The sequence below is a fragment of the Arcicella sp. GW458-12-2-14-TSB2 genome (assembly GCF_059423785.1).
Window position 1 is genome coordinate 1 of sequence record NZ_JBWKYN010000159.1, and the last position, 14,193, is coordinate 14,193.

At 37.8% G+C, this 14,193-nt stretch carries 10 protein-coding genes; all 10 read left to right on the plus strand.

Annotated elements, in window-relative coordinates:
* Window positions 1-190: 190 nt before the first annotated feature.
* The 10 genes from leuC to AC07XN_RS18955 all read left to right on the plus strand — a co-directional run bounded on the left by leuC (window position 191) and on the right by AC07XN_RS18955 (window position 14,069).
* Window positions 191-1,588, plus strand: coding sequence for a 3-isopropylmalate dehydratase large subunit (leuC, locus tag AC07XN_RS18910; protein ID WP_494744173.1), 1,398 nt, complete (start codon window positions 191-193; stop codon window positions 1,586-1,588).
* A 155-nt stretch (window positions 1,589-1,743) separates the two neighbouring features.
* Window positions 1,744-2,103, plus strand: a complete 360-nt coding sequence (locus AC07XN_RS18915; protein WP_494744174.1) for a four helix bundle protein — start codon at window positions 1,744-1,746, stop codon at window positions 2,101-2,103.
* A 72-nt stretch (window positions 2,104-2,175) separates the two neighbouring features.
* The gene (gene leuD, locus AC07XN_RS18920; protein WP_494744175.1) at window positions 2,176-2,772 is read left to right on the plus strand and encodes a 3-isopropylmalate dehydratase small subunit; all 597 of its coding nucleotides are present in this window, start codon (window positions 2,176-2,178) and stop codon (window positions 2,770-2,772) included.
* 179 nt (window positions 2,773-2,951) lie between these two features.
* The gene (locus AC07XN_RS18925) at window positions 2,952-4,463 is read left to right on the plus strand and encodes a hydroxymethylglutaryl-CoA lyase-like TIM-barrel protein (protein ID WP_494744176.1); all 1,512 of its coding nucleotides are present in this window, start codon (window positions 2,952-2,954) and stop codon (window positions 4,461-4,463) included.
* Window positions 4,464-4,921: 458 nt separating this feature from the next.
* Complete coding sequence (gene leuB, locus AC07XN_RS18930; protein ID WP_309922639.1) at window positions 4,922-5,983, plus strand: 3-isopropylmalate dehydrogenase; 1,062 nt, start codon at window positions 4,922-4,924, stop codon at window positions 5,981-5,983.
* A gap of 551 nt (window positions 5,984-6,534) precedes the next feature.
* Complete coding sequence (locus tag AC07XN_RS18935) at window positions 6,535-7,956, plus strand: DUF1800 domain-containing protein (protein WP_494744177.1); 1,422 nt, start codon at window positions 6,535-6,537, stop codon at window positions 7,954-7,956.
* Between the two features lie 97 nt (window positions 7,957-8,053).
* Entirely contained in the window at window positions 8,054-9,259 is a 1,206-nt protein-coding gene (locus AC07XN_RS18940) for a DUF1501 domain-containing protein (protein ID WP_494744178.1), read from the plus strand.
* A 90-nt stretch (window positions 9,260-9,349) separates the two neighbouring features.
* Entirely contained in the window at window positions 9,350-12,058 is a 2,709-nt protein-coding gene (locus AC07XN_RS18945) for a cation-translocating P-type ATPase (RefSeq protein ID WP_494744179.1), read from the plus strand.
* Window positions 12,059-12,360: 302 nt separating this feature from the next.
* Window positions 12,361-12,972 (plus strand): hypothetical protein, encoded by a 612-nt coding sequence (locus tag AC07XN_RS18950; RefSeq protein ID WP_494744180.1) that lies wholly within the window; start codon window positions 12,361-12,363, stop codon window positions 12,970-12,972.
* A 224-nt stretch (window positions 12,973-13,196) separates the two neighbouring features.
* Window positions 13,197-14,069, plus strand: coding sequence for a hypothetical protein (locus AC07XN_RS18955; protein ID WP_494744181.1), 873 nt, complete (start codon window positions 13,197-13,199; stop codon window positions 14,067-14,069).
* The last annotated feature ends 124 nt before the right edge of the window (window positions 14,070-14,193 follow it).

The following is a 14,193-nucleotide window of genomic DNA, read 5'->3' on the forward strand; positions in this document are numbered from 1 at the left end:
ATATCTATCTGACAATAAAATAATGTTTAATTCTAATTAATTTTGTTTTTGAGAAGTGTTTTGAATGCTTTTTTACGACCAATAATTGATAATGGGCTAAAAACGCTATTTTTTGAACTTAATTCGTTAATACTTTATCTATAATTCTTCTCAAATTTGTACCATCAGAATTTTAATTATTAAATATAATATGCAAACAACAACATTATTCGACAAAGTATGGGATGCCCACGTTGTTCGTAAAATCGAAGACGGCCCAGATGTTTTCTTCATCGACCGTCATTTTATCCATGAAGTTACTAGTCCAGTTGCTTTTTTAGGCTTAGAAACAAGAGGTATTGGTGTGATGTTTCCAAACCGCACTTTTGCTACTGCTGACCATAATACTCCGACGATTAACCAACACCTTCCCGTAGCTGACCCTCTTTCTGCTAATCAGTTGAAAGCATTGGAAACCAACTCGGCGAAATATGGTATTTCTCACTGGGGCTTGAATAATCCTAAAAATGGTATTGTACACGTGGTTGGCCCAGAAAATGGTATCACTCTTCCGGGGATGACTATCGTTTGTGGTGACTCGCATACTTCTACACATGGTGCTTTTGGTGCAATTGCTTTTGGTATTGGTACTTCTGAGGTTGAAATGGTGCTTTCGTCACAGTGTATTATGCAACCGAAGCCTAAGAAAATGCGTGTAAACGTAAATGGTAAATTGGGTAAAGGTGTAACGCCGAAAGACGTTACTTTATACATCATTTCGCAATTGACTACTGCTGGTGCTACTGGTTACTTTGTAGAATATGCTGGTGATGTATTTGAAAATATGTCGATGGAAGGTCGTATGACGGTGTGTAACATGAGTATCGAAATGGGTGCTCGTGGTGGTATGATTGCTCCTGACCAAACTACTTTCAATTACCTTGAAGGTCGCGAACAAACGCCAAAAGGCGAGGCTTGGGATAAAGCTTTGGCATACTGGAAAACATTGAAAACGGATGCTGATGCTGTATTTGATAAAGAATACACTTTTGATGCTACCGACATCGAACCGATGATTACTTATGGTACTAACCCGGGTATGGGTATGGGTATCTCTAAAAATATTCCAACGGCTGAATCTGTAGAAGGCGGCAAGGCTACTTATGATAAATCATTGAACTACATGGGTTTTGGCGAGCAAGAGAGTATGCTTGGCAAGCAAGTGGATTATGTGTTTATCGGAAGTTGTACAAACGGTCGTATCGAAGATTTCCGTGCTTTTGCTTCTATCGTAAAAGGACGCAAGAAGGCTGATAATATCACTGCTTGGATTGTTCCGGGTTCACACATTGTGGAGGCTCAAATCAGAGAAGAGGGTATTTATGACATCTTGACTGAGGCTGGTTTCCAATTGCGTCAACCGGGTTGTTCTGCTTGTTTAGCGATGAACGACGACAAGATTCCTGCTGGAAAATATGCAGTAAGTACTTCAAACAGAAACTTTGAAGGTCGCCAAGGACCGGGTTCTCGTACCTTGTTAGCTAGTCCATTAGTAGCTGCGGCTGCGGCTGTTACAGGCGTGGTTACTGACCCGAGAGAATTATTGTAGGAGCTGTCGGTCATCGGCTTTCAGCTTTCGGTTTTCAATTTTTAATTTAAGGACATTAAAAAGAATCTAACCAATTAATTGTTAATTTTAGTTTGATTCATACAGCCTTAAAATATCATTGAAACCCTATAAACGAAAGCCAGTGGCTTATACCTATGAGAGATTTTCGAAAATTGCGAGTTTGGGAACAGAGTCATGAATTGACATTATTACTTTATTCTCAAACAAAAATATTCCCTAATGACGAGAAATATGGACTTATTTCTCAGATAAGGAGAGCATCCGCTTCCATACCTACCAACATTGCTGAGGGATGTGGAAAAATTGGAGATAGAGATTTTGCGAGATACTTAAATATTTCGTTTGGTTCTGCTTCTGAACTGGAGTATTTAATGATTTTGTCAAGAGATTTAGAATATCTTTCAAATGATGCGTTTTTGTCAATTTCGTCTGAAATTATTGCTATCAAGAAACAATTATATCATCTGATAAAAAAAATAAACGCTGAAAGCTAAAGCCATTTCGCATTAAGGTAAAATATTTAAAAAGCCGAAGTCCGAAATCCGAAAGCTGAAAGCTCTAACCCAATGGCATACGATAAATTTACCATATTAAAATCAACAGCCGTTCCAATGCCAATTGAGAACGTTGATACTGACCAAATTATTCCTGCTCGTTTCCTAAAAGCTACGAAGCGTGAAGGATTTGGCGATAACTTATTCCGTGACTGGCGTTATAATACCGACGGCTCACCGAAACAGGATTTCGTATTGAACAATCCTACTTACACAGGGAAAATCCTCGTAGGTGGTCACAACTTCGGAAGTGGTTCAAGCCGTGAACACGCCGCTTGGGCTATTTATGATTATGGTTTCCGTTGCGTAGTATCTAGCTTCTTTGCTGATATCTTCAAAGGTAATGCCATCAACGTAGGTATTCTGCCAGTACAAGTAAGCCCTGAATTTTTGGATAAAATCTTCTTGGCCATCGAAGCCGATTCAGCCGCTGAATTGGAGGTAGACCTTCCTGCACAAACCATCACCATCGTTGCTACAGGCGAACAAGAAAGCTTTGCTATCAACGGTTATAAGAAAAATAACCTTATCAATGGCTTTGACGATATTGATTATCTTCAAGCAATGAAGGCGGAAATAGGTGATTTTGCAGGTAAAAGTATTTATTAAGAGCTTTAAGCTGTGAGCCTTCAGCTATGAGCATCGAGCTATAAGTTTTGAGTATTAAGCTTCAGTATTAGTCTATTAGGAGTCTCCTATGGTTTATACATATAGCTTAAGAATCATAGCTTATAGCACACACAAACCTCATAGCTCATAGCTCACAGCTCATCGCTTACAGCAAATATATGCGACATATAGAAATAATGGATACGACACTTCGCGATGGAGAACAAACCAGCGGAGTGTCTTTTTCGGCTACTGAGAAACTAGCAATCGCTCAATTATTATTGAAAGAAGTAAAAGTCGATCGCTTAGAAGTAGCTTCTGCAAGAGTATCCGACGGTGAATTTCAGGCGGTTAAAAAAATTACTAGCTGGGCAAGCGAAAACGGATTGATTGATAAAATCGAGGTGCTGACTTTTGTTGATGGCGAGACGTCGGTAAACTGGATGATTGATGCTGGTGCAAAAGTGATGAATCTCCTTACCAAAGGGTCGATGAATCATTTAGTACATCAGCTTAAAAAAACGCCTGAGCAACATTTTGCTGAGATTGCGGAGGTATTTACGCTAGCTCGTTCTAAAGACATTAAATGCAATGTTTATTTAGAAGACTGGAGTAATGGCATGCGCAACTCGCCAGAATATGTATATCAGTTTCTAGATTTCCTAAGTACCCAGCCTATCGAAAGAGTATTGTTGCCCGATACGCTTGGAGTACTTACGCCACGTGAATGTTATGATTTTCTATCGGCGATTGTAACGCGTTATCCAACTCAACACTTTGATTTTCATGCACATAACGATTATGATTTAAGCATTGCCAACGTGATGGAAGCAGTGCGAGCAGGCGTACATGGCTTACACTTGACAGTCAATGGCATGGGTGAAAGGGCAGGAAATGCTCCGCTAGCAAGTACCATCGCCGTGCTGAAAGACTTTATGTGTGAAGTTGAAACGACGGTAGTGGAAGAGTCGCTGTATTCGGTTAGTAAACTGGTCGAAACTTTTTCTGGCTTTAGAATCCCCGTGAATAAGCCTGTAGTAGGTGAAAACGTTTTTACACAAACGGCTGGTATTCATGCAGATGGGGATAATAAAAACAACTTGTATTTCAACGATTTGATGCCCGAACGTTTTGGCAGAGAACGTAAATATGCATTGGGAAAAACTTCTGGCAAAGCGAATATCGAGAAGAACCTTCAGAAACTGGGTATCAAGTTATCGCAAGCGGATTTGAAAAAAGTAACGCAGCGAATCATTGAACTTGGCGACCGTAAGGAGGTGGTTACACAAGAAGATTTACCTTATATTATCTCGGATGTGATTGATAGCAATACCATTGAAGAGAAAGTGGAGGTAATCAATTATGTGTTGACACATTCTAAAAATCTTCGTCCTTCTGCTACCATCAGGGTGAAAATTGAAGGGCATATTTTTGAAGAAAATGCACAGGGAGACGGTCAGTATGATGCCTTTATGAATGCTTTGAAGAAGGTGTATCTAAAGAAAGAAGTAAACCTTCCGATGTTGACAGACTATGCTGTGAGAATTCCCCCAGGTGGAAATACCGATGCACTTTGTGAAACCATTATTACATGGGAACATAAAGGCAAAGAATTCAAAACCAGAGGATTAGATTCTGACCAAACGGTATCAGCGATTAAGGCGACACAGAAAATGTTGAATCTTATCTAGTTGTGAGTTAGTGAATTGTGAATGAGTGATTTTGAGTAAGTTGTGAGTTAGTGAATGAGTGATTAAATTTTTACTCTTCAAATCATTCCTAGCGAGGGACTTAAGTTCCTCGCTAGGAATGGAATAAGGAGAAAGAGGTATTTATTGTATATCTTACAAATCACAAAATCCAATAGTCCAACGTCTAAAAATAAAATCTTTTAAAATCTTTTTAGTCATTAGTCAATCCTTTCTATTAGTGGGTGACTTAAGTCACCCGCTAATAGAAAATGATTTTGAGGATGTAGAAAGTCAAAAATTTATAGTCCTCAAATTGAGCGTCTAAAGTCTAAAAATCTAGCGTCTTGTGTCTAAAATCTAATGTCTAAAGTCCAAAATCCTTTAGTCCTAAAGTCTAAAATCTTAAATCTAAAAAAAAACCTTGAGTCCTAAATTCGAAAGTCCTCAAGTCCAAAAAAATGAAATTAAATATTGCAGTATTAGCCGGAGACGGTATCGGTCCAGAAGTAATTGAACAAGCATTAAAAGTAGTTAATGCAATCGGTAAAAAGTATAACCACGAAATTAATCTTACACACGCTTTAACAGGAGCAGTAGCGATTGATGCAACGGGTAATCCATATCCAGACGAAACACACGAAGTGTGTATGCAGGCAGATGCAGTATTGTTTGGTGCGATAGGTCACCCACGTTTTGACAACGACCCATCAGCCAAAGTTCGTCCAGAGCAAGGCTTGTTAGCAATGCGTAAAAAATTAGGATTATATGCCAACATTCGTCCTACATTAGTATTCCCTTCATTATTGCACAAATCTCCATTAAGAAGAGAATTGATTGAAAATGCAGACTTCGTGTGTATTCGTGAACTAACAGGCGGTATTTATTTCGGCGATAAAGGAAGAAACGAAACACGTGACAAAGCTTGGGACGTATGTGAATATACGAAGCCAGAAGTTGATAGAATTGTACGTTTAGCGTATGAATATGCGATGAAGCGTCGTAAGAAAGTATGTATCGTTGACAAAGCAAACGTATTAGAAACATCAAGACTTTGGAGAGAAGTAGCACAAGGCATCGAAAAAGAATATCCAGAAGTAGAAACAGAATATTTATTCGTTGATGCTGCTGCAATGCGTATTATCCAATGGCCAGAAGGATTTGATGTAATGGTTACTGAAAATATGTTCGGTGATATCTTAACAGACGAAGCATCAGTAATTTCTGGTTCAATGGGCTTAATGCCTTCAGCTTCTATCGGTACACATACATCAGTATTTGAGCCAATCCATGGAAGTTACCCACAGGCTGCTGGCAAAAACATTGCTAATCCACTAGGAACAGTACTTTCAGCAGCGATGATGTTTGAATATGCTTTCAAATTGATGGACGAAGCAAACGAAATCAAAGACATCGTGAATAAATCTTTGGCAGAAGGCGTAGTAACCGTTGATATTGCAGATGGCGGAAAAGCATTCTCTACTTCAGAAGTAGGAGATTGGTTGGCTGCTCAGATTGGGTAAGTTTTTTATATTATTATAATTTCTTCATTCCTGTTTAGGCGAGACATAAGTATCGCTCTAAACAGGAATGTTTTTTTATGCCTTTCGGAGTCTCTCGATGAATACAGTAAAATCAAAGTATCTAATCCCGAAGGGATGGAATGATTATAGAAAAGATAATTGACAGTAATCCTAACCTCAAAGAGGTGACACATAGTAACAAGAATCTGTCACTCCTTCGGAGTTTATATAATTGCTTTTATCTGGGATTTCTATAATCATACCATCCCTTCGGGATTTAACGCTTATTTCCCCCCATTGTAATATCCTTCAACCATGCCGTATAATCAACGTGTATCAATCCCGAAGGGATGGTATGATTATAGGGAAAAATAATTGTCAATACCCACCAAACCCCGAAGGGGTAATATAGCAGTAAGATTTCCTTTCAGAACATCTTGAATAGCAACTATTAAAATATAAATTAAATAATATGAAGTATCATTTTAATAATTAAACCTTTTCGTCCGTTCTTACTCTAAGAGGTATCTCATTTTAAACTCGACGATATTATGAATAAGGAAAAATCCATCCAGCACCTTATATGGCGAGCGGGCTTTGGCGAAAAGCCTGAAGTGATTACTCAGCTTGGCCATAAGTCTATCAAGAAGAATGTTAAACAGTTATTGAAAGACGCTGAAAGCTTTGAACCCATTTATACGGTTGATAAAATGGATATTTATTCAGAGCTACAAATGATAAAAAAAGATACTACCCTTACCACACAAGAGCGTATCAAGCAGTTGAACAAGATGGTAAAAGAGGAGGAGGGACTACTCAATACTACTTGGATAGACAAAATGGCAAACTCAAAGGGCGTCTTGCGAGAAAAAATGGCGTTGTTTTGGCACGGACATTTTGCCTGTAGAACGCCCAACCCACTATTTGCCCAAAGTTACCTAAATACCATCCGTCAACATTCATTAGGGAAGTTTAGCGACTTGCTGATGGCGGTCTCCAAAGAGGCGGCTATGCTCCAGTTTTTGAATAACCAGCAGAATAAGAAACGCAGCCCGAACGAAAACTTTGCCCGTGAAGTAATGGAACTGTTTACGCTCGGTAGGGGGAATTATACAGAACATGACGTAAAAGAAGCCGCCAGAGCATTTACGGGCTGGGAATTTGATAGAAAAATAACGGGGTTTTATTTCAATACTAAACAACATGATGATGATACGAAGGTGGTCTTTGGAAAAACGGGCAACTTTACGGGGGAAGACATCATCAAAATGATTTTGGAACGAAAGGAAACTGCCAATTTTGTTGTTACCAAAATCTACAAAAACTTTGTAAACGAGCAGGTGGATACTAACCGTGTTAGTCAATTGGCGGATGAATTCTATAAAAATGAGTACAATATTGCCGATTTGATGGATACTATCTTCAATAGTGCATGGTTCTACGAAGAGCGTAATGTTGGTACACACATTAAATCTCCTGTCGAGCTTATCGTGGGTTTACAGCGAACTACGGGTTCTAACTTGGTCGAAAAACAATCATTACTTTTTGTGCAACGTGTATTGGGACAGGTATTATTATATCCGCCGAACGTGGCGGGCTGGGCTGGAGGTAAAAGCTGGATAGATAGCTCAAGTTTGTTATTTAGGATGCAGTTGCCCTATTTAATGTTTAATAATACGGTGATAAAAACCGTTGCGAAGTCGGACGGAGATGTAAATACAGATTTTCAAACCCGCAAGGGAAAGAAAAATACCCTTGAAACCGATATGAACTGGGAAGTATTTTCAACATATTTTACCCAACAAAATCGGGAAATGTTGTTAGATACCCTCGAGGCATACATTTTGCAAGTGCCTATTAATGAGGATGTAAAAAAAGGATTAATCGCTAAACTGGGGAAAGAGAGTCAGCCAGAAACCATCAAGAAAATGATGATAGCCTTAATGACCCTCCCTGAATATCAGCTGTGTTAAAGTGGCGATCAATCAAGCGTCAAATAACGATATTGTCTATAAGGCTTAGTATTAAAGCCTTGAAGATTTAAATACTAAACTCATCACTCACAACATTATGGTCAACCGCAGAGAATTTCTCACACGTTCGGCATTGGCAACAGTAGGTGGCTTAATGATTCCGAATTTTCTAAAAGCTTTTGAACAGCAATCTTTAGGGAGTGCAAAGGGTGCTCCTGATAAAATATTAGTCATTATTCAACTCTCAGGTGGGAACGATGGCCTTAATACTGTTGTGCCTTACCGTAACGATATTTATTACCGTGAACGCCCGACGATTGCTGTCGAGAGAAATAAAGTACTTAACCTGAATGATGAAATAGGGTTGAACCCAGCCTTGGAAAAGCTAAGACCTTGGTATGACAATGGTTTTATGCGAATCATCAACAATGTGGGGTATCCCAATCCCGACCGTTCACATTTCCGTTCGATGGATATTTGGCAAACGGCATCTAATCCGAATGAATATTTACAAACGGGTTGGTTAGGGCGTTATTTAGATGCCAATTGTTCGGGCGACTGTGCCTCTTACAACGTCCTTGAAATAGATGATACCCTTAGTTTGTCTATGAAAGGGGAGAAATTAAAAGGTTTGGCCGTATTAGACCCCGAAAAACTATACCGACAAGTCCATGGTGATTTTATTGCAAAAATCGCTAAAACACAACCTGCCGACCATTCAGAGAATGTGAGTTATCTCTATAAAACCTTGGCAGAAACCTCCTCTTCGGCAGAATATCTTCATACCAAATCGAAAATCTATCAAACAAAAGCCAGTTTCCCAAATGGGGAATTGGGACAACGGTTAAAGACTATCTCCGAACTGATACTCTCGGGGATGCCGACCAATATCTATTATGTCAGCATTTCAGGGTTTGATACCCACGTCAATCAGGTAAATCAGCAAGAACGTTTGTTAAGAAATTATGCCGAAACGATGGATGTATTTTTGAATGAACTCAAACAAAACAACAAGTTGGATGACGTGGTGATGATGACTTTCTCTGAATTTGGTAGAAGGGTAAAACAAAATGCCAGCGGAGGAACTGACCACGGAACGGCGAACAATGTGTTTGTGATGGGTGGAAAATTGAAAGCTGATAAAATCCTCAACGAAGCGCCTAATCTAACTGATTTGGATGAAGGTGATTTGAAGTATTCGGTAGATTTTAGAAAGATTTATGCTACCCTGCTCCGTAATTGGTTACTTGTCAACGACGAAGAAATACTAGGAAAACGCTTTGATGTGTTGGATTTTGTTTGAAAGACATCCTTGACCAAGGGGAAAACTTGAGTATTGACAAATGTATGATGATAAGTAGTTTATGAAAAGTTAATTAAAACCTAAACCTAAATGATGACCTCTAAAAACCTTGATAATACTACTACTGATAATTCATCAACTAAAAAAGTTCATAATTATCCTATTAAAGATGTGGTTTCGATTCCCCTTGAAGAAATTGTGCATACGCTTCAAGGGGATTTAACAAACGGACTGGCGGAGGGGAGTATCAACAAAAGAATAAAGACTTATGGGCTGAATCGGTATGAAGAGCAGAAGCAAAAGAGTATTTTTTTGCTGTTGATAGAACAATTCAAGAGTCCTATTATTTTATTATTAGTCTTGGCCAGTGGTGCGTCTCTATATTTTAAAGATTGGCTCGAAGGTTTTGCTATCATTGGCGTAATTTTCATTACGGCAGCTTTGGGTTTCTTTATGGAACTTCAAGCTCGAAAATCAATGAATCAGCTAAAAAGTATGGATGTCAGTCTGTCGAAAGTTTGGCGAGATAATACCTTAAATGAAGTCCCCTCTGAGAAGCTAGTGCCAGGAGATATTTTAGTGCTAGAAGCAGGGGATATGGTATTGGCAGATGCCCGATTGGTAGAAATCAACCAATTTGAAGTAGATGAATCGCCCTTGACGGGGGAATCAATGCCCATCACCAAAACCCTAGAACTCCTCGATAAAGAGACCAGCCTAGCAGATCAAACGAATATGATATTCAAAGGCACGTCGGTCATTAAAGGAAATGCCAAAGCCATCATTGTTGGAACGGCCTTGCATACTGAATTAGGGAAAATTACGGCACTGGTTGACAATGCCAAACAAGTAACGACGCCACTCGAAAAAAAACTACAAGGACTTACCACCAAATTGATGTGGCTTACCGCCATATTTGCCGCCATATTTATCATCACAGGCTTTTTACAAGGCAAAGAACTTTACCTGATTATTGAAACAGCCATCGCCTTAGCCGTGGCCGCCATTCCCGAAGGACTGCCCGTGGTGTCTACCATTGCCCTTACGTATGGTATGTTACGTATGGCAGAAAAAAAAGTGTTGATTAAAAAATTAGCCTCTGTAGAGACCCTCGGGGGAATAAATACCATTTTTACCGACAAAACAGGTACGCTGACAGAAAACAAAATTCAGGTAAATAATATCTCGTTTTTTGATAATACCTTCAAGGTAGAAAATAATACCGTTGGCGAAGCAGACGCCAAAGCCAATCAGGCAAGTTTAGAGAAAATCTTGCTGATTTCGCTATTATGTAATAATGCTGTAGTTGAGAAAAAGGAGAAGAAAAAAGACAAACAACTCGGCGACCCTATCGAAATATCGCTATTAAATTTTGTTGGACTAAACAACGTAAATATCTCGCAAATACAACAAGAATATCCACGAATTGCCGAAGAAGCCTTTAGTTCAGAAACAAAGCTGATGGGGACGTTGCACAAAAAAGGAGATACAAATTTTGTAGCGGTAAAGGGAGCGATAGAGGCCATTTTACAACAATGTAAATCCTTTTATAAACAAGGTGAAATAGTTTCGCTAATGGAAGAAGATAAGAATCAATTCTTACAAAAAGCAGAAGAAATTCAGGCACAGGGGACACGTGTGTTGGGTTTTGCTTTTAATGAAGCCAATAATATTCCGAATGATAACATGGTGAAAGAGTTGACCTTTGTCGGGTTCATTGGGTTTTTAGACCCACCACGTTTAGACATATCAGGAGCTTTGCAATCGTGCAGAAATGCAGGTATCAAAGTAATCATGATAACGGGCGACCACCCAGCTACAGCCTTGAATATTGCTCAGACGATACAGCTTTCGGATACGGAGAATGTAGTCCTTACAGGGAAAGACTTAGAGGGCAAGCCTGATAAAAAGCAGTTGTTTGCTGCCACGATATTTGCAAGGGTTACACCCCAACAAAAGCTAGACATGGTAACGCTTTATCAAAAAAGAGGCGATATTGTGGCGATGACGGGCGACGGCATCAACGATGCACCTGCCTTGAAGAAAGCAGAAATAGGCATTGCGATGGGTAGGAGAGGTACCCAAGTAGCGATTGAAACGGCGGAGATGGTCTTGAAAAATGATTCTTTCAAATCGATTGTCGTTGCCATAGAACAAGGAAGGGTGATTTTTCAAAATATCAAGCGGTTTTTGGTGTATTTACTTTCATGTAATTTAAGCGAAATCGTCATTGTGTTTTTGTATGGCTTGCTTAACTTCCCGTTTTCTGTACTACCCCTACAAATCCTGTTCCTGAATCTGGTGACGGATATTTTCCCTGCCTTGGCATTGGGCATGGGCAAAGGTAATAAGTTGATAATGAGCATCTCTCCACGTAATCCGAAGGAACCCATTGTCGTCAAACAGGATTGGATAAATATACTTGTCTATGCCAGTTTGCTAGCCCTTCCTATCATTGGCGTAACGTGGTATTGCAGTGTTTACTTGCAGATGGATGCCAAAATTTGTAATAACATTACTTTCTTTAGCCTTGCCTTTTCACAGTTGTGGCATGTGTTTAATTTGTCGTCTCGCAAGATATCTTTTTTCAAAAACGAGATTACCGAAAATAAATTTGTGTGGGCCGCCTTGGGTTTATGTATCGTAATTATGCTTACGTTCTACTGGGTAAGTCCGCTTAATAAAATCATTGGACTTCAAAAGCTGGATTTTACTATCTGGTCAATCATCCTTATTACTAGCTGGATGCCAGTAGTACTTGTTCAGTTGCTGAAACGAGTTTTGAAGGTGATTAGTTAACTAGAAAAATAAAATGTAGGGGCGTATTGCATACGCCCACATACACGTACAAATGGACGAAATAGGACGAATGCGATTCGTCCCTACCTAAGTTGCCCAATCTCTAGTCGTAGGTTATCCTACGACTCCAAATGATTAAGAGCGTCATGCTCGCACTTCGTTATCTACAATGTTTTCAAACCGTTTATTTCGTATCAAGGGAGTTTTTACTAAAATGTTACTAACTTAGAAACCACAACTAAGTTTGATAATAATTGTTCAACATTAGATTTACACGTTGGTGAAAGACTTAATATAATAGCATGAAAATTAACACTGACCCTCAGATTTTTCAAAGAACTAATAGTATTAGTTCAGAAATTGAGAAAGACAATTCTATTTCAGAAAGATTACTTCTTTTTGAAGGCTTTAGAAGAATATATGAAGTAAATGTTAAAATCAATAACATTCTTCATGAGGAAATATATTCATTAGGTACAATTAACAGACTCATACCCAAAGATATACGTGAAAAAACAAGTGAAATCATCTATAAGAATGATAAGAATTTTGAGAACAATAAAACTATTATTGGTGTGTTTGGTAAGATAATGGTACACTTGTACTTAACTTGGGAGGTGTTTAACGAAAATGAATTTGTAAAGGAATTATATCCCATGAATCCATACCATTTTTTCGTAAGAATCTTTGAACGAGGTATAGGAATAAATACAGAACATGGCCGTACATTGAGGATGACTATTTTTAGCGGATTTAGTTTGGGCAAATTGCTATCAAAAGAAAATTATCAAGAAACACCTTATTTAGTATCAACAGATGACGAATATTTAGATAAAATAAATACCTTTTACGCTGAGCATAAGGTATTACCGCCTTGGCTTGAAGAAGATAATAAAAGAGGTTTTGTACTTTAAGATGTTCCTATTCCTAGCGAGGGACTTAAGTCTCTCGCTAGGAATAATGGTTGTAAGTTGTTGATAGTCAAAGTGTAATAGGCAGTTTGTCGTCGTAGTGTATTAAGATTACTATTCTTTTTATTCGTTCTTCGACTTAGCTTCTTTGAGATGCCATTTGGAAAATGTTAAAGAACGAAGATTTTAAATTTCGAGTAAATTATTAATAAGTCAAATAATAAATTATGGTAAACTATCTTGATTTTTATAAGTCTGCAAAAGAATATTTAATTAAAATAAAAAGTACCTCAGAACAAGATTTTAAGTCTGTAGAAGAGTCTGATATCTTAGAGATAGAGAATTTAATAGGTAAAAAAATCTCTTCCTCATTACGCTGTTTTCTGAATATTTTTGGTAAAACAACTAAACGTATTCCAGATGGATTACCTATAAATTTAGATAAGATAAAAGATGCTTATTATAAATCAAGCGAGAAACTATCAATTTTAGAATCTACTGATTTTAAAGTGTATACTGATGGAAAAAAAATAGTTGATAGGAAAGTTGTTGAAATTGATGATACGATTGAAGGTGCACATCTAGAAGTAGTTAATTTATTAGAATTATTAGATATTGAAGATTTTCTCTTTTTAAGTATAAATGAGAATACAACATTTATTAATTCAAAAGAGGAAGACCCTATAATACATTACTTTATTGGTACTTCTGCATTAACCTCGAGTATGCTCTCTTTGAGTGCACATTTTAGAGCTATGCTTTTTAATGAAATTTTGCCTAAACTGGGATGGAATCCCAATATTTATAAGGACAAAAATGGAAATCTAAAAAACGACTTATCACCTTATTACAAAGAACTTTTTTGGAAAATTAGTTCTATTGATATTTCAAATTTACAATGGGCATCAATATACGATAAAATTTTTATGGAAGGATGGCCATATGACTCACAATTTCCTATTCATATTTTTCAAGAACGTCGTAGAGAATTTTACCACATAAACTCCATTGTTGAAAAACAAAATGGATATATACTGACAATAGATGAATTTGAATGGAAATTCATAGATTTCTTAAAACAACAAGGATATAATCTATAGAATTAATGTTAAGTAAAGAAGGGGTTATGTAGAGATTTTAAAAACTTATTAAAATGACAGGAAATGCAACACTTTTTTCACGAAGTTTTAATGTGAAAAATTTTAAAGAGATTATTGAAAAAAA

Excerpts from the sequence above, each read along its gene's own strand:
- leuC (WP_494744173.1), top strand. The coding sequence starts at position 191 with ATGCAAACAACAACATTATTCGACAAAGTATGGGATGCCCACGTTGTT.
- AC07XN_RS18940 (WP_494744178.1), top strand. The coding sequence starts at position 8,054 with ATGGTCAACCGCAGAGAATTTCTCACACGTTCGGCATTGGCAACAGTA.
- leuB (WP_309922639.1), top strand. The coding sequence starts at position 4,922 with ATGAAATTAAATATTGCAGTATTAGCCGGAGACGGTATCGGTCCAGAA.
- AC07XN_RS18950 (WP_494744180.1), top strand. The coding sequence starts at position 12,361 with ATGAAAATTAACACTGACCCTCAGATTTTTCAAAGAACTAATAGTATT.
- AC07XN_RS18955 (WP_494744181.1), top strand. The coding sequence starts at position 13,197 with ATGGTAAACTATCTTGATTTTTATAAGTCTGCAAAAGAATATTTAATT.
- leuD (WP_494744175.1), top strand. The coding sequence starts at position 2,176 with ATGGCATACGATAAATTTACCATATTAAAATCAACAGCCGTTCCAATG.
- AC07XN_RS18925 (WP_494744176.1), top strand. The coding sequence starts at position 2,952 with ATGCGACATATAGAAATAATGGATACGACACTTCGCGATGGAGAACAA.
- AC07XN_RS18945 (WP_494744179.1), top strand. The coding sequence starts at position 9,350 with ATGATGACCTCTAAAAACCTTGATAATACTACTACTGATAATTCATCA.
- AC07XN_RS18915 (WP_494744174.1), top strand. The coding sequence starts at position 1,744 with ATGAGAGATTTTCGAAAATTGCGAGTTTGGGAACAGAGTCATGAATTG.
- AC07XN_RS18935 (WP_494744177.1), top strand. The coding sequence starts at position 6,535 with ATGAATAAGGAAAAATCCATCCAGCACCTTATATGGCGAGCGGGCTTT.